This is a genomic window from Tatumella sp. UBA2305, assembly GCF_002345795.1.
In the GTDB taxonomy this organism is placed as follows: Bacteria; Pseudomonadota; Gammaproteobacteria; order Enterobacterales; family Enterobacteriaceae; genus Tatumella; species Tatumella morbirosei.
Window position 1 is genome coordinate 553,086 of the sequence record NZ_DDVT01000015.1, and the last position, 16,765, is coordinate 569,850.

The following is a 16,765-nucleotide window of genomic DNA, read 5'->3' on the forward strand; positions in this document are numbered from 1 at the left end:
CTCACTACTCAGATTAATGACCGGCCCAACATCGCTTCAAGGGTGCGTAAGGGAGAATACTGTGGGCTGACCATATCTTTAGCGGGTAACAAAAAGGTTTGTTCCAGCATAAACTGCCCTGACATTGCCGCATGAGGTGTCTGGTCAGAAAAACAGATCCAACTGCTGCCCGGCGGAAACTGCACTTCAATCTGAGCACCTGACTTCTGATAGTCCTGATCTGCCTTCATCGCATCATGCAGGCCCAGCATAATATGATCATACCGGGTCCGGTAACTCTTCGTAATGCCCAGTTTTTGCTGAACCCAACAGCTCAGTGCGTGGTAGCGTCCAACCTGTGGCAGAAATTGTTTCGCCAGCGACGGGAACGGCTCACCGACACGCCAGATACGGGATTCACCGTGAGGGTTAATGTTGGTAAAGATTCGTAATATCCGCTCCCCCTGAATAGGGCGTGAAGGGAAAGCATCGACATGCAGACGGCTGTCATCTTTTCGCCATGAACTGCCTTTTTTCCAGACCGCGACAGGATGAACCCGCAGGGTGTTTATCGGGGTATGCAGAACCGGCACATAGGCGGGCAGCAAACCGGAGATCAGTCGGTTACAGGCCTGATAATGGCGTTGCAACAACGTGCGCACCACTTTTTCATCGGCTTTATTCGCCACACCGAACAACTGGTCACTTTGGGCCCGGTAGCTGATATTTTTACGGCCAGGTTCAACCGTTTCTTCCTTTAATAGCAACTGTTCTTCGTCAGTCAGCGGAAAACCGAGCTGAGGCAGGCTAAGTACCGCTCCTTGTTCCAGCGCTGACAGTGCCTGGCGACTAAAGTTTTCGCCCCCTGGCCAGTCATTCAGAGGCAACGTAAGGATAACATCGTCATAACGCAGCTGATTTTTCAGCATTGTTGACTCCTTGTTTAATAATCTTATGAAGCAAAGAGTAATAGAGTTTAATTGATAATGGAAAGCCAAAAATGCGAGTTAATCGCATTTGGGTAAAATACAGACAACCGCATTGTCGCGAGTGGCTTCAGTCAGAGGCGGGTAATACAATACAGCAGGATTCGATAAAGGGCCGTCAGAATGACGGCCGGGTGAAGATCAGACGCGTAATTCTTCGTAGCTGACCATCACATGCTCACGGTAAGCCGGCCGTTCGGTGAGTCGTTGATAGTAGTCGGCCAGTGCCGGCAGTTCCGGACGCTGAAAATCCAGGTCAAAATAGCGATACAATGTATGCCCGAACTGAATATCTGCCAGAGTCAGATGTTGCCCCGCCAGACAGGGCTGGTGACTCAACTGTTGCTCCGCAATCTTCAGAAAATGCACCAGTTTCTGCACACTGGCAGTCAACGCCTGGATATTGCGTTGTTCCGCAGGTGTACGCACCAGCACCCAAAAAACAGGAGCGGTAAAATTCAGGGCAATATTAATTTTTGACCACTCCGCCCACTGGTCGACAACGCATCGCTGACGAGCCTGAGTCGGCCAGAAGTTTTCATCGCCATAGAGCGCGGCCAGATAGCGCAGAATTGCCCCGGTTTCCCACAGTGGCTCCCCGCCATTCACCTTAATGACCGGCACTGTGCCGTTAGGGTTCATGGCAAGAAATTCCTGAGTATCATTCCCCCCAAAACGGTGTCCGATATCGTAACGTTTGTAGTGCTGTCCTAATTCTGCCACAGCCCACATAACTGCCTGTACATTGGACGAGGTTTTACGTCCCCAGATTTCTATCATTACAGCCTCCGGTTAACCAGAAATTCGGATAGTTACTGCGGTTGTCTCGCAGCGGCTGAGCGTTTCTTGCCTGCGGTTCGGGTGGCCAGCCAGCACACCAGTGAACCCAGGCAAACCATCGCGGTCCCCTGCCAGAAAGAGAGTGTCAGTGCGGAATGCAACATCACTGAGGCCAGTAGTGAGGAAAGTACCGGGATAAAATAAGACACGGTGGCCAGCAGGCTGGCATTGCCGTGCAAAATTCCAATATTCCATGCTCCGTAACCCAGCCCCATGGCTAACGCTGCCAGCACCAGACTGACTGTGGATGGCACAGAAAAACTCACCCCGACATCCGCAGTGAACAGGTATTTCACCCACAGAGTCAGGGCCGTCAGAATAAAGAAAAAGGTAATTCCGTTGTTTCCGCCGGCCAGCCTTTGCGTCACCACACAATATACCGCCCAGATGATTGCCCCGGCGAACGCCAGCCCATAGCTTAACGGGTTAACACTAATATTTTCTGTGATTTGTTGCCACGACGGCGGCTTATCCCCCGAGAGAACCAGCAAAATACCCGCCAGTGAGACCACTATGCCCGGTACCATCATCCAGTGTACCCGCTGCCGGTTAACGATGATACCTAACACCACGGTCATGGCCGGCCACAGATAGTTCACCATCCCCACTTCGATAGCCTGTTGCGCGTTCTGAGAATACCCCAGAGATAACGATAAACAGACCTCATAGCTGACAAACAATGCCGGGCCAATCATCAGATAGGAACGGGAAAATGATTTCAGCTTCGGAAAACCCGCCGTGAACAGCAGTACCAGAGCACTACAGGTATAAATCAGGGCGGCCCCTGCCACGGCACCAAAAGCTTCACTGACATGTTTGATTAAACCAACGTTGGCACTCCATAACAGAATAGCGGCTAAACCAGTCAGGGTTGCTTTAGCGGAATTCATTAAATATTCTCATCATTCAAACGCTCACCATTCTCAGCAAAAGCCAGATTTCATCGGCCTACAGGAGTGAAGGGTAGCGGTAGGTCTGTTAATTTCTCAGGTGCACAAGAGTATCCGCCGCCTTTATCACTGTCACGCTTTTCATGATAGTTTTATTAGCGTTGCGTCGCCGGTGGTGGGGCCGCCAGTATTGTTGCCGGGAGGTGCAGATTCGGACAACGATCTCACAGAAACTGAAAGCATTGCGCTCCCTGGCCGAAACCTTTATTGTGCCTGCGCCGGTGGGCAGGCCGGTGCTGCCGGTAAGCCCGGCCTAATCAACCGTAGCCCTGTTTACTGAGAACTTATGAGCTTACTTTTACATTTCATCGATCTTTTTGGCACCTTCGTGTTTGCACTGAGTGGCGCGACGGTCGGAGTCAGAAACCGCTTTGATCTGTTCGGTGTTTTCGCTCTGTCATTTGTTACCGCCATCGGCGGTGGATGTATTCGCGATCTCTGTCTGGGGGCAACCCCGCCTGCCGGACTGGTTAACATTGAGTATTTTGGCTGTGTGATCCTGGCCATCACCCTGCTCTCATATTTCCAGAAGCTGGTGTTTTCCTTTGAAAAACCGGCCATGTTCTTTGATGCTCTCGGGTTGGGTTTTTTTGCCGCCTTTGGGGCCAATAAAGCCTGGCTATACACCCAAAATGTTGAATTCTCCATACTAATGGGCTGCATCAGCGCCGTGGGGGGCGGTTGTCTGCGTGATGTCCTGGTCGGTAAAACTCCGGTAATTTTTACCAAAGAAATTTATGCCAGTGCTGCCCTGATAGGCGCCGGCATAGAACTGTTGGGTTCCGCAGGCATTATCCCTGAGCAATACAGTATCTGGCTGTCTATTGTGGTCTGTACCCTGATCAGGCTGCTGTCACTAAAGTACAACATCACCCTGAAGACTATTGCGAATAAATATTTTTAGACGTGATATTGGGCTCCGGTAACCCAGGATGAATGCAATATATGCTGTCAGACATTATCCCGCGGAATTCTCATCATGCCGGAAAACAAGTTTGTAGCAGAACAGACTATTATATATTTAGCCACTTAAGCCGGTGGATTTAATGGACTACTTAATACCAGAAACATCTGTATCAACTCCCGGAACCAGAGGGTCTGAGCCCCGGGGTGCTGGGTTCAGGCTAAATTTATTCTTCAGCAGGCTAAATGAGGGTTATGGCCGTTGGCAGAGAGGGGCCCACCCCTTAAATGTTCCCGTATCTCTAAGTTCAAACAGGATGTCAGACAAGCCTTTAACCACTGATAACTGACTGGGCATATTCCCAGATCTTCTGTTCGTTTTCGGCGGAGTAATACCGGGAAGAAGGTTTTTCCTCACCCTTTGGACCATAATATTTACCGCTCAGACCCGAAATCTCCGGCGCTGTCGCAGCATAAATGCTGCTTGCTGCGGCTTTTTCGACAGGGATCATCATGACCCGCCAGAGAAAATAAATAATTTTCCATTTTAATGATTTTGATGCCTCACGGCCAAGACTCGACTGTGTTGACCCTGGATGTACACAGTTGAAACTAATATTCGTGACACCAGACTTTTGCAATTCAGAGCAGAAATGGTTCATCCCCCAGATAATATACAGTTTCGAATTGGCATAGGCTCTGGCCATGCTGTAACCACGGGTGAGTTCAATATCATTCAGGTCAGGTTTTGCCATTTTATGGCTGTCGGACGACACAGTAACAACCCGCGCTGAGGGACTTTTTTTGAGCAGGTCAAGCAATAAACTGGTCAAAAGCAACGGGGAAAATACGTTAATGACCATGGTTTTTTCATGCCCATCTTCCGTTTCCTGCCGGGTATCAGAAAACTGGGCACCGGCGTTATTAATCAGTACATCAAGATGGCTAAAGCTGCGTTTTATCTCTTCTGCAAATGCCCTCACGCTGGCAAATGAGAGAAAGTCAGCCATGAATAAATGCACATCCGTATTACCGGAAAGCATTTTAATTTCCTCCAGTGCTGCTCTGGATTTTTGCGGATCACGTCCATGAATGATCAGGGTATGTCCTTGTCGGGCAAGCATTGTTGCTGTTTCTTTTCCCACGCCATCTGAGGCACCGGTGATGAGAATGGTCTTTTTGGCTGCGTTAAACATAATGGTTATCCGTTATCAGTATTAATAATCAGGAAAAGCGGCGACAAAGCAATTCCACCCGGTCAGTCAGCACTTCCGGTGAAGGGTTGTCTGCCAGCAGACCGTCAAGCGCCAGAATAAAAACGTCTGCAGAAGTCCGGTCATTAAGGATGTGCTCAACACAATTGGTGGCAATGCGGCGGTGTGTGGCTGAAATTTCTTCATCAATGCGGCCGCAGTCTTCGAAGAACTCACCCGACATGGGTGCGCCATACATCACACTCCATGGTTCAACGGCAACCACCATGCTGACTGTCAGAAGACGCTCGTAGGTGTTCCCGAAGCTGTCAGCTGCAGCTTCCGCTTCAGGCAGATGGGCCATCAGCCAGTGGCGAAAGACGGCTTTAAAGATTTCTTCTTTGTTTTTAAACGATTTATATATCAACGTGCGGGATAAATTTGCACGTTTTGCAATATCGTCGATAGAGGTTTTGGCAAATCCAAAATTCAGGAAGCACCACCGGGCTGCCAGGATGATTTCAACCTTTCGGGCTTCCAGCCCTTCTTCCGTCAGTTTCAGAGTCATGTGTTTACCTGTATTCAGATGAAAAATATGCATAACCCTGCAGGTAATAGCGCATTCAGCGGATATTCACGGAAGTGTTAAAGCATGCAATCATGACACTATGACATTTTTAATATTTTCTGTCAAAGCTTAACCGGGGCGACTAAATCGCGTTACTGCTATCAGTAAGATGGCAGGTTGACCAGCACCACGGGCGTGAGTACAAGACTGGTATTCTCCCGTAGATGTCCATGTCAACTTGCGCACGAGGCTGCTCACTGGCTGAACCCGATCAAAATCCCGGATGGGTTTTTAACCTGGCGCTTACTGATAAATTAGCGAAAGTCAGTGCCAGAAAGTTTTGAGAAGCGCCAACTCCGGTCAGGGGTGAATGAATTTTCAGTCCACTGATTCATTTTTTATGAAGAAGCAAAACATCATCGTGTTAAGGAAGCAGGTAATGCAGGTAATAATGCAGTAAGCAAAACTTTGGGGCCTAAACCTTGTAAGCTAATTGAATGCCCGGCATGGTGAAAAATATTGCACAAAAGATCTATCCGGCCTGATTCCACACCTAACCTTTAGTGCTGAAGCTCATAATCAGACTGGTCGTCTGGTATTGAAATTGTTAGTTTACCGCCACTATTTTTATCCCGATGGGATGCTTGAAATTTCAGAGGTTGTCTACATGAGTATTGTTGAGGTTGCCAAACAACGTTTTACTACCAAGGCCTATGACCCAGAGAAAAAACTGACGCCAGAACAGCACCAGCAGTTGCTGGATCTTCTGCGTTTCAGCCCGTCATCACTGAATCTTCAGCCCTGGCACTTTTTCGTGGTCACCAGCGATGAAGGAAAAGCTCAGATTTTACCCGGCATCCGTGAGTTTAATGCAGCCAAGGTACAGAATGCCGCCATGGTGGTGGTGTTTGCGACAGTTAATCAGTTAGATGATCAGCACCTTGCTGCCGTACATGCACAGGAAACTAAAGATGGCCGGTTTAAAGACCAGGCCAGTGCTGACGCTCAGGATAAGGGTCGTCGTCAGTATATTGAGGCCTTTACCGGGGATGATGAGAGCAAACGTCACTGGCTGGAGCATCAGGCGTATATTTCTCTTGGTTTTCTGCTGCTGGGTGCTCCCGCCCTGGGCCTGCATGCGACCCCGATAGAAGGTTTTGATCCTGAAAAAATGGATGAAGTGCTGGGCCTGAAAGAGAAAGGTTTGCATAGTCTGGTGGTCGCTTCAGTCGGATTTAACAGCGAAAAAGACTTCAATGCAACACTGCCGAAATCCCGTTTCAGTGAACAGGATGTGATTACAGAACTGTAAGCATTTTTCCCCTGCCGGACGGCAGGGGAAGCCGGGACTCCGGTACCATTGCCCCGCCCTTCATGTTAACAGATTGTATTTTTCTCTCCCAATCACGACATAATCCACCCCCTTCCTCCTCATGACAGAGATATTCTGTCAGCCTGACAAGTTTTTTTTATCCCGCCCCTTTCTTCCCGGTGAAAAAAGCGCTTTCATATGTTGGTGATCCGTAACGCTATCGCACTGCCTCCGCAGAAACGCTACGGGACGCTGCTTCCGGCAGTATCACCTCAATCCGTCCACAGGCATCAAAGCAAAATGAAGAATAAAAGGCAGAAAGGATAGATGAACAACCGTCAGGAGCTGATCCGCAAGCTGCATGAAATCGCGGGAGATAAACAGGTTTTAGTCAGTGAAGATGACAAAGCATTTTACACCAAAGGATTCCGTATCGGTCAGGGCGAAGCGCTGGCTGTCGCACTCCCCCAGACCCTGTTACAGCTCTGGCAACTACTGGAGGCCTGCGTCGCAGAAGATGTGATTATTCTGATGCAGGCCTCGAATACCGGAGTCACCGGGGGCTCAACCCCGGACGGTAATGACTATGATCGCGATATTGTGATCATTAGTACCCGGTTACTAAAAGGGGTCCAGATTATTGACAACCATCAGCAGGTGATCGCCTTCCCCGGCACCACACTGACTGAACTTGAAGATGCCCTGAAACCGCTGCACCGGGAACCCCACTCCGTGATTGGTTCCTCCTGTATCGGCGCATCAGTGATTGGCGGCTTGTGTAATAACTCCGGCGGCTCGCTGATACGCCGCGGCCCCGCCTTTACCGAAAAGTCACTGTTTGCCCGCATTACCGAAGACGGCAAACTGCAACTGGTCAATCATCTGGGGATTCACCTCGGGGATACGCCCGAAAGTATGATTAATGCCCTGGAAACCCGCGACTATACGACCGGTGATGCCGAAGACTGGCAGGGTAAAATCTGGGCGGATGACTACGCCGAACAGCTGCGCGATACCGAATCAGCTTCTCCTGCACGCTTTAATGGCGACGTACGCTATTTACACGACAGCGCCGGCTGTGCCGGTAAACTGGTGGTCTTTGCTGCGCGGTTACCCACCTTTGAAGCCAGTGAAGCCACCAAAACCTTCTATATCGGCAGTAATGATGAAACCGAACTGGTGGAACTGCGTAAATTTCTGCTGGAAAAGATGGAAGAGCTCCCCCTGCAGGCCGAATATATCCATGCAGGAGCTTTTGACCTGACTTTGCGTTATGCCAAACATATGTTTCTGGCGATACGTAAACTTGGCCCGCAGGCTATTCCCGGACTGATGGCCAATAAAGCACGCTGGGATGTGCGGGTTAAACACGCCCGGGTGCTGCCGCATAATTTCGTCGATAAGCTGATTCAGGGCTTCAATCAGGTTACCCCGTCGTTTGTTGCCCCACGGATTATGGCCTATCGCCAGCGCTTCGTTCATCATCTGATGATTAAAGTAGAAGAACGCCAGTCTGCACAACTGACCGCGCTGTTGGAAGAGTTTTTCAGCCATCGCCCCGGTGAATATTTTCTGTGTGATGAGCGGGAAGCCACAGATGCGTTTCTGGTACGTTTTGCCGTCGGTGGTTGTACTATCTCTTATTGTGACTATCTGGGGTACAACACCAATGAACGGCTGATCGCTTTCGACGTTGCCTTACGCCGAAATGACACACACTGGCGCATTGATCTGCCCCCACACCTGGCAGCCCAGGTGCAGGCCGATTCCTGCTGTGGTCACTTCTTCTGCTTCGTCAATCATCAGGACTATGTCCTGAAAGCAGGCGTTGATGCGAAGAAATTTAAACAGGATGTGATGGATTATCTTGAACAACGTGGCGCCCGCTATCCGGCTGAACACAATGTCGGGCACCTTTACCACGCATCCTGTGAGCATGCTCAGCACTGGCGTGAACTTGATCCTACCAATACCTGTAACCCTGGCATTGGAAAAACCAGCCGAAAAAAATTCTGGGCGGAATGATGGCTGTCAGGGCGTACCCGTGGATTTTTACTGCACAGGGCGCCCGCAACTGAGTTGTATCGCCTCTTCGGTATGCGCAGCCCAGTAGTTGTGCAGTTGTTGCAACCGGACAACCGACGGGGTTTGTTGCTGTTCAGGGCAGGCCGCAGCGCGGATTAGCGGATCAAGCTGTTCCATCGCCCGCAGAATTGACCGGTGATGATGTAATGGCTGAGGTGCATTGACTTGCGGTGCCTCTGCCAGTTGTTCTACCTGTGGAGTCATCCGGCTGAAAAATTGCTGACACCAGAGGGACAGTTGTTGGCAATCGTACCCCGGAGACTGCAGCACACACAGTATCCCCGGAGTATTGATAAACAGCTGATAGTGGCAGGAAACCACGTAACCCACCGAAAGCTCTTCGCGCAGCCAGTGATAGAACGCAGGCTGGTAGAGGGCGGCCAACGCTTTGGCAGCCACAATATCACCTTCAGTCTCGCCGGGTAATGGCATAAAGAACAGCAGGCCATTATCGCCGTGACTTTCTGGCTGGTGCAGACTGCGAACCGGACCGGCGGTGTCGGACGGTATCAGCGTCGGTGCCGGTACGGGGAGCCGTTGCTGTAAAATTTCACTGAGCCTCGAAAACAGCGCCAAATCGCTGCACCGGATAGCACCTGACCAGTCAGGGCATTCTGCTGTAGAGGCCAGCATTGACGGAAATTCCGCCAGCAAACGACGAATCAGGATTTGCTGTGGGTCACTGGATTTTACAGCAAGGTCTGTCGGCCAAAGCTTCGCCAGCCAGAGACATACTGTTTCGGCATCAGTCGCTTGAGCCACCGACACCGTCAACCAGTTCACCCCATGCACGGAAGTAATCGCTGCCTCTCCCCCGCAATGGCGTGCGAGGCTGAACACTGGTTGTAAAATTTGTTCCAAGCGCGCGGCCTGTGCCGCGCTCAGGACCGTGCCCTGCACCGGACGCATCACTATCTCTGCCTGCGATCCCGTTGTCCTGAGATGTCGCCATCCCTGTGGTATCGCGGCGGAATGGCCTGTCGCTGTTTCAGGTGGCGCAAGCATCTGCGGATAAAAGACAAAACCGTTGTCCGGTAAAACGCCGCAATCACCGGACAGGGTCTGGGTTTCTGTCACACAAGGAAAACCACAGGCACTGTGCAGAGCACTGTTCAATCGATCGCAGGTCTGTAATTCATTCGGAGACTGCGCTAATAATGCCAGTGCCAGCGGGAGGACTGGCTTATCTGAGACCGCATGCCCGCTGACTATCCTGCGGATTTGCTCCATCGGACTCAGTAAGCAGAACTGACGTTGTGCCAGTTGCTGATAGTGAGCGACCCGTTCAGAGGATAATTCCGTCAGTTGCCGCAGCCAGAGCTGCCACGCCGCCGTCAGCCGACCCGCCGGGAGAGGAGTCGATGCCGGACGTATCAGATGCACCATCAGCCACAGAGTTCCTGTGGCGGTACTGATGACTTCCAGGGTCATTTCCCGACAAAGCCCCTCCTCAACCCAATAATGACGAAGCGAACCGGGGGCTGCATCTTCAAATAGTGCCTGTAGCAGCGGAACCGCTGCCAGCAGTTCTCCCCCGGGGTCGGCAACCACCATCTCCAGACAATGATGGACATCCCCGGGCAGTTGCAGCAACTGTGCGGGATGTACGGCCCGCGATACCACAGGAAAATCAGCAGCAGCGACATCACCGGGGAGAGATGGCTGAGACGGAAACGTCAGTTCGGGCAGAGATTGCACGAGTTGTTGCAGTTCAGGCAATGTCAGAGGGGCTCGTATCGTCAGCGTCAGCTTATCTGCCCGGTAATGCTGTCGAAAAAAATCACCTAATGCCTGCAACAACGCCGGTAGATCACCAGACAGTGTACGGTGATTACCGACCACAAAGCGGTGGTAAACCGTCGGTGAGCTGACACGGGAATGGAAAAAAGCACCCATCAGGGTACGGGCTTGCTGGCTCAGTAACTGGTACTCTGCCTCGATAACCCGGGACTCACGTTCGGCAGTTTCCGCAGTGAATACCGGTGCATTGACCATATCCAGTAACCGCGCCAGCCCCCCCGGTAAATCCTCGACCCGACAATCGAAATAAAAGAGTGTCTGGCTCAGACCGGTGGTGGCATTGACTCTGCCCTGACGGGCAGAAATCCATGGCATCAGCCGCTCGTCTCCCTGAAATCCCTGACCACTTTGAAATAGCAGGTGTTCCAGTAAATGAGCGAGCCCGGGCCAGCGTTCCGGTTCATGAAAGCTACCCGCCCGGGTACTGAGGCACGCCGAAGCCGCCGACAGGTCCGGTGCGGCAATCAGACGGACCGTCAGTCCCTGACTGAGAACCCGGGTAATGCCATACTCCGTCATCGGTTAACCCTGCGAAGTAAAAATCACTTTGGAGTTTTTCTGATTACGGAAACGCAACTGCGAGACCTTAACTTCACTGCAATCCGCTTCGCGGCGCGCCTGAAGAATTTTGTCATGGTGGGCAGATTTGCTGCATACCGGGTCGGCGTTATCGGCGTTACCGGTCAGCATAAATGCCTGGCAACGACACCCGCCAAAATCCTTCTCTTTCTCATCACAGGAGCGGCAGGGTTCCGGCATCCAGTCGTAACCTCGATAGCGGTTAAAACCAAAGGAGTGATACCAGATATGCTGCAGGCTATTCTCCAGCACCGACGGAAACTCAATCGGCAACTGTCGGGCGCTATGGCAAGGCAACGCCATACCGTCCGGGGTGACATTCATAAAGATAGCCCCCCAGCCGCCCATACAGCCTTTGGGTCGTTCTTCGTAGTAGTCAGGCGTCACGAAAAGCAGATTGGTCAGATTACCCTCTGCCTGCATTTTTTCACGGTAACGCTGAACCACGGCTTCGGCTCTGGCTATCTGTTCACGGGTGGGCAACAGCCCTTCACGGTTAAGTTGCGCCCAACCATAGAACTGGCAGGTGGCTAACTCTACATCATCGGCTTCCAGCTGGATACACAGCTCGATAATCCGGTCCATTTGATCAATGTTGTGACGGTGTAACACAAAATTGAGCACCATTGGATAGCCATGTGCCTTGATAGCCTTGGCCATTTCCAGCTTCTGATGGAAGGCCTTCTCTGAGCCGGCCAGCGCGGCATTCAGGGTCTCATCACTGGCCTGGAAGCTTATCTGAATATGGTCCAGTCCGGCCTCGGCAAACGTATCCAGTTTTTCGCGGGTCAGACCGATACCCGATGTGATCAGATTGGTATAGAAGCCCAGCTCACGGGCGCCGGCAATCAGTTCCGCCAAATCCTTACGCACCAAAGGTTCGCCGCCGGAGAAGCCCAACTGCACACTGCCCATTTCCCTGGCCTGGCGGAACACTGTCAGCCACTGTTCGGTGGTCAGTTCCTGTTTCTGTCTGGCGAAATCCAGCGGGTTAGAACAATACGGACATTGTAACGGACAACGATAAGTCAGTTCTGCCAGCAGCCACAGAGGGGCCTTGATGTCAGATTTACTCAGACTCATACATTATCCATTTCTGTTTGACTGCCGCCTGCAGGAAATCAGTAACATCGTCATCCACCCCACCGGCTTCGGGAAAACGCTGATTCAGTTCAGTAATTATCTGCGAAACCGTTCGCTGACCGTCCACCAGTTCAAGGATCATTGCCGCCGTTTCGTTCAGTTTCGCCATGCCTTCCGGATAGAGAATGACATGACAGTCCTGCGCGGCTTCCCACTGCAGCCGGTATCCGCGCCGAAATTTTACCACCGGAGATTGAGTACTCATCATTACACCAGACGGGTTGTGTGCCAGACCTGCTGATCTGTCACCGTGTGATACGGAGGTCTGTCCAGAGTATAGGCCATAGTCATGGCATCCAGCATGGTCCAGAGAATATCCAGTTTGAACTGCAATATTTCCAGCATCCGGTTTTGCTTCGCCGCAGTATCAAAGTAATCCAGTGCCAGTTCCAGTCCGTGTTCTACATCGCGGCGCGCCTGACTCAGACGACTACGGAAGTAGAAATATCCCTGTTCCTGGATCCACGGATAGTGTTGTGGCCAGCTGTCGAGCCTCGACTGGTGAATTTGTGGGGCGAACAACTCGGTTAAAGAGCTACAGGCGGCCTCTTCCCAGCAGGCGCGACGCGCAAAATTGACATAGGCATCCACCGCGAACCGCACCCCCGGTAATACGTGCTTATCAGACAACAGGTCTTCGCGGGATAATCCCACTGCTTCTCCCAGTTGCAGCCAGGCTTCGATGCCGCCTTCATGTTCGGCATCTCCGTCATGGTCAAGAATACGTTGCACCCATTTACGCCTCGTCGCCGGATCCGGACAGTTAGCCATGATTGCCGCGTCTTTTAACGGGATATTGGTCTGATAATAAAACCGGTTTGCGACCCAGCCACGGATCTGTTGCGGCGTGGCTTCGCCATTATGCATCGCGATATGATAAGGATGATGAATGTGGTAATACGCTCCTTTGTCACGCAACGCTTGTTCAAACTGCTCACGACTCAGGGTTGATGTAATGATCATCGGTTAATCCTGCAGCTGGATAGCCATTCCGTCAAAGCTCACCTCAATTCCCTGTTGTTGCAGGAACTGACGCTGAAGTGAGTCCTCGTCGAGGATCGGATTGGTGTTGTTAATATGAATAAGAATTTTTCGGCTGGCCGGTAACGTAGCCAGCAGGCTCATCAGCCCCTGCTCTTCAGACAGTGCCAGATGCCCCATGGCGCGGCCGGTATTTTTACCCACTCCGGTGCTCAGCAGCTCATCATCCTGCCACACCGTTCCGTCAATCAGCAGACAATCTGCCTTTTTAAGCCAGGGCAAAATCACCTCATCCGGTTCACCCAGCCCCGGGGCATAAAACAGGGTTTTGCCATTGGCACTGTTTTCGACGAATAAAGCCACATTGTGGCCGGGCAATGGTTTATCACGATACGGGGAATACGGCGGTGCATTACTCAGAATAGGCACGGCAGTAAACTGCAGGTTTTGGCATACCGTCGTACGGAAGGGGTGCAGTGGGCTGACCGGATGGTGCTGTAAACCACCATTCCAGTGCTTCAGCATCGGGAACACCGGAAAACCCGTGGTTAAATCCTGATGAACTTCGTCCGTACACCATACCCGGTGTGGGCACCCCTCACGCAGGCTGAGTAAACCTGTGGTATGGTCTATCTGACTGTCAGTCAGAATAATATCGCCAATCGCGGTACCGCGCAGAACATCATGTTTAATCAGTTCCGGGGTAAGATAGATCTGACGTGAAATATCAGGGGACGCGTTACATAGCACCCAGTCTTCACCATTATCACTGATAATTATTGAAGACTGGGTGCGGGCATGGGCGTTCAGGGAACCGTCACGCAGCCCTTTGCAATTGGTGCAATTACAGTTCCACTGCGGGAAACCACCGCCGGCAGCAGAGCCAAGCACTTTGATAAACATAGATTACTCTTTGACTTAACGATAACGGCCGCCAATTGGCGGCCATCGGGGAACCGAAAAAAAATTAACGGTTAGAAATGTACAGAGTCACTTCCATGCCCAGACGCATATCGATAAATTCAGGTTTTTTCCACATAATGTTGACCTCAATGTTGCAAATGAAAAGATGTAAAAACCGCTGAAATGGCTATCTTCGGCAGCATAAGCCGCCAGTGATTTGCGCTTCAGGCAGACAAATGTTGCGCCAATGTCAAACCAAGGTCAATGAAAAGATGGGCGGTTTTACAGATTACTGCATAAAATGATTAAGAATTCGTAACCAGTTGCCGTGACACACTTTTCGGATCACCCTTTCGCTAACCCCTTCATCATAAAGACTTTGTTCTATCAGGGTCATTCCGGTGACATCTTTCAGCGTTGCTGGCACCGCCGTACCATCGAAGTCGGAACCAAAACCGACATGGTCTTCTCCGACAGTGTCAATCAGATAGCACAGATGCCGGGTAATCTCGGTCAAAGGCGTGTTTTCATCTCTTCTGCCATCGGATCGCAGAAAGGCATTACCGAAATTTACCCCAACCAACCCGCCACTTCCTGCGATAACCTTCAGCTGTTCATCGGTCAGATTTCGGGGCTGTGGACAAAGGGCATGGGCATTTGAATGGGTGGCGACCAGCGGCTGCTGACTGTAACGGGCTGTATCATAAAATGCCCGCTGATTCATATGTGAGACATCAGTTAACATGTTCAGGGATTGCAACTGGTGAATGAAACGGATGCCCTCGGGGGTCAGCCCCGGTCCACTGTCCGGAGATCCCGGAAAACTGCCGGTAATCCCCTCACCAAACGCATTGGGAGTATTCCAGAACGGGCCGCAACTCCTTACCCCTGCCTGATGAAAAGCCTGCAATAACTCACCGTCAGTATCCAGAGCATCGGCCCCTTCGATATGAGCAACCATCCCCAGCACATCCTGATTCAGACACTGTTGCAGTTCGACCGCAGTACGGCAAATCTTCGCTCTGCCTGCAGAAAATTTTTCCAGTCTTTCAAGGATAGCCAGTTGTTGCCACATCACCTGCACTTTATCCTGTAATGCGGGTAACCGGTGGGGGAAATGTTGAGCTACGTAGCTTTCGGGGGGAACAAAGATGGCAAATAAGGCAGCCCCTAACCGGCCACGTTTTATGCGCGGAAAATCCAGATGCCCTTCTTCATTGTGACCCAAAAAAAATGCTTCCGGCTGGTCAGGATGTTTCAGCCATAACTGCATTAGCAGATCATTGTGACCATCGATATACATAGATATTCGCTATTATTTTGCTGCTGACCATGACGAAGCCGACACCGGCCTCGTCAGGCGGTGATTATTTACTGCGGTTAGCCAGAAACTGGCTAATTACGGCCAGGTCCTGCTCACCTAAACCATCATCCACTGCCTGTTGCCATAGCTCAGTGATGTTTTTCAGGGCCGGTAATTGCTGAGCATTACCCGCTTCAACCGCCAGTCTGGCATCTTTAAGTGCCCAGATCAGCTGCATCTGCGGAGTAAAATCACCGCTGCTTATCATCTGTAGTTTCACTTTGGCATAGCCAGGGGCCAGCGGCCCGCCTTCCAGTGCCTGCCAGAGATCGTCCGGCGTAAAACCGAATGACTCAGCCAGTAATTCACTCTCGGCCAGACTTTGCATTAAACCAATCAGCCAGCTGTTAACCACCAGTTTCATTTTAGCCCCGGCCCCGGTGTCACCCAACCACAGCGTACCTTTACTGATAGCCGCAAATACCGTTTCTGCGGCCGCGGCACGGCTGCGATCGCCACTGGCAAAGATAGTAATCTGGGCATTTTCCGCCGGCGCTTTTGTGCCTGAGACTGGCGCGTCGAGCAATAACACATCCGGACGGTGTTCAGCCAGGTACTCCTGAATCTGCCGGGTCGCTTCTACCCCAAGGGTCCCCATCTGGCAGAGGGTAGCCTCAGGTGGCAGTGCAGCAGCAGCCTGCTTAACCACAGATAATGTGGTTTCACCATCAGAAAGCATCGTGATCACTACCTCACTGTCACTGACGGCTTCGCTGACGGTTTCCGCCTGAATTAATCCACTGGCGAGCAAATCGTCCCCTTTGCCCGGGCTACGGTTCCAACCGTGAACAGTAAAACCTTTTTTAAGCAGGTTTGCGGCAAATGCGTGCCCCATGGCACCCAGTCCCAGTACGGATACTTTCGGTTGTTGACTCATTTGACCTCCGTTAATGGATAATATTTCCCGATACTGTCCGGAAATGTTTATTACATGTTACCTGCGGGTAATTTGTCCGGCAAATGCATATAATTAGTGTGTATTAATATAACCATTTTTTTATTATTAATAAGGATCTTCCGCCCGGCAGGATAATCATTAACCTTATTTAATACAGTATGATACAAAAAACCTCCCGCTCAACCGTAGACTTTTTATCAGGTAAAAACGATTACACTTTAACAAGCGTAAAAAAAAGAGGTAGCATTCCCCCTCTTCAGGGGGATTTTTTTCCTGCTACGC

At 51.1% G+C, this 16,765-nt stretch carries 16 protein-coding genes; 3 read left to right on the top strand and 13 right to left on the bottom strand.

The genetic code is table 11. The features are described from left to right. Positions 1–8 precede the first annotated feature (8 nt). The 3 genes from B3Z23_RS08945 to yddG form a co-directional block, all read right to left on the bottom strand. Positions 9–908, bottom strand: coding sequence for a Kdo hydroxylase family protein (locus B3Z23_RS08945; protein WP_294907026.1), 900 nt, complete (start codon positions 906–908; stop codon positions 9–11). A gap of 198 nt (positions 909–1,106) precedes the next feature. Further along, complete coding sequence (locus B3Z23_RS08950) at positions 1,107–1,745, bottom strand: glutathione S-transferase family protein (RefSeq protein ID WP_294907030.1); 639 nt, start codon at positions 1,743–1,745, stop codon at positions 1,107–1,109. A 32-nt stretch (positions 1,746–1,777) separates the two neighbouring features. Further along, a complete protein-coding gene (yddG, locus tag B3Z23_RS08955; protein WP_294907033.1) occupies positions 1,778–2,695 on the bottom strand; it encodes an aromatic amino acid DMT transporter YddG in 918 nt (305 codons plus the stop codon). A 346-nt stretch (positions 2,696–3,041) separates the two neighbouring features. Here yddG and B3Z23_RS08960 point away from each other — a divergent pair, with 346 nt between their 5' ends. Beyond that, complete coding sequence (locus B3Z23_RS08960; RefSeq protein WP_038020585.1) at positions 3,042–3,659, top strand: trimeric intracellular cation channel family protein; 618 nt, start codon at positions 3,042–3,044, stop codon at positions 3,657–3,659. Between the two features lie 331 nt (positions 3,660–3,990). Here B3Z23_RS08960 and B3Z23_RS08965 read toward each other — a convergent pair whose 3' ends face one another. Continuing rightward, positions 3,991–4,854 (bottom strand): SDR family NAD(P)-dependent oxidoreductase, encoded by an 864-nt coding sequence (locus B3Z23_RS08965; protein ID WP_294907038.1) that lies wholly within the window; start codon positions 4,852–4,854, stop codon positions 3,991–3,993. 28 nt (positions 4,855–4,882) lie between these two features. Continuing rightward, the gene (locus tag B3Z23_RS08970; RefSeq protein ID WP_294907041.1) at positions 4,883–5,419 is read right to left on the bottom strand and encodes a TetR/AcrR family transcriptional regulator; all 537 of its coding nucleotides are present in this window, start codon (positions 5,417–5,419) and stop codon (positions 4,883–4,885) included. 667 nt (positions 5,420–6,086) lie between these two features. Here B3Z23_RS08970 and nfsB point away from each other — a divergent pair. Both nfsB and dld read left to right on the top strand, forming a co-directional pair. Next, positions 6,087–6,731, top strand: a complete 645-nt coding sequence (gene nfsB, locus B3Z23_RS08975) for an oxygen-insensitive NAD(P)H nitroreductase (RefSeq protein WP_294907044.1) — start codon at positions 6,087–6,089, stop codon at positions 6,729–6,731. Positions 6,732–7,058: 327 nt separating this feature from the next. Then, entirely contained in the window at positions 7,059–8,756 is a 1,698-nt protein-coding gene (gene dld, locus B3Z23_RS08980; RefSeq protein ID WP_294907047.1) for a D-lactate dehydrogenase, read from the top strand. Positions 8,757–8,783: 27 nt separating this feature from the next. Here the strand turns inward: dld and pqqF are convergent, their stop codons facing one another. The 8 genes from pqqF to B3Z23_RS09020 all read right to left on the bottom strand — a co-directional run bounded on the left by pqqF (position 8,784) and on the right by B3Z23_RS09020 (position 16,462). Continuing rightward, complete coding sequence (gene pqqF / locus B3Z23_RS08985; protein ID WP_294907050.1) at positions 8,784–11,135, bottom strand: pyrroloquinoline quinone biosynthesis protein PqqF; 2,352 nt, start codon at positions 11,133–11,135, stop codon at positions 8,784–8,786. A gap of 3 nt (positions 11,136–11,138) precedes the next feature. Continuing rightward, entirely contained in the window at positions 11,139–12,278 is a 1,140-nt protein-coding gene (pqqE, locus tag B3Z23_RS08990; RefSeq protein WP_294907053.1) for a pyrroloquinoline quinone biosynthesis protein PqqE, read from the bottom strand. Then, complete coding sequence (gene pqqD, locus B3Z23_RS08995; protein ID WP_294907056.1) at positions 12,265–12,543, bottom strand: pyrroloquinoline quinone biosynthesis peptide chaperone PqqD; 279 nt, start codon at positions 12,541–12,543, stop codon at positions 12,265–12,267. The genes pqqE and pqqD overlap by 14 nt, the downstream gene beginning before the upstream one ends. A 2-nt stretch (positions 12,544–12,545) precedes the next feature. Next, positions 12,546–13,301 (bottom strand): pyrroloquinoline-quinone synthase PqqC, encoded by a 756-nt coding sequence (gene pqqC, locus B3Z23_RS09000; protein WP_294907058.1) that lies wholly within the window; start codon positions 13,299–13,301, stop codon positions 12,546–12,548. A 3-nt stretch (positions 13,302–13,304) separates the two neighbouring features. Beyond that, positions 13,305–14,222 (bottom strand): pyrroloquinoline quinone biosynthesis protein PqqB, encoded by a 918-nt coding sequence (pqqB, locus tag B3Z23_RS09005; protein WP_294907061.1) that lies wholly within the window; start codon positions 14,220–14,222, stop codon positions 13,305–13,307. Between the two features lie 64 nt (positions 14,223–14,286). Then, positions 14,287–14,358 carry a pyrroloquinoline quinone precursor peptide PqqA gene (gene pqqA / locus B3Z23_RS09010; RefSeq protein WP_072055929.1) on the bottom strand — a complete coding sequence of 24 codons (72 nt, stop codon included), beginning with the start codon at positions 14,356–14,358 and terminating at the stop codon, positions 14,287–14,289. A gap of 153 nt (positions 14,359–14,511) precedes the next feature. Next, complete coding sequence (locus B3Z23_RS09015; protein ID WP_294907064.1) at positions 14,512–15,525, bottom strand: dipeptidase; 1,014 nt, start codon at positions 15,523–15,525, stop codon at positions 14,512–14,514. Positions 15,526–15,589: 64 nt separating this feature from the next. Continuing rightward, positions 15,590–16,462: an NAD(P)-dependent oxidoreductase gene (locus B3Z23_RS09020; protein ID WP_294907067.1), complete on the bottom strand. Its 873-nt coding sequence runs from the start codon at positions 16,460–16,462 to the stop codon at positions 15,590–15,592. Positions 16,463–16,765: the final 303 nt, after the last annotated feature.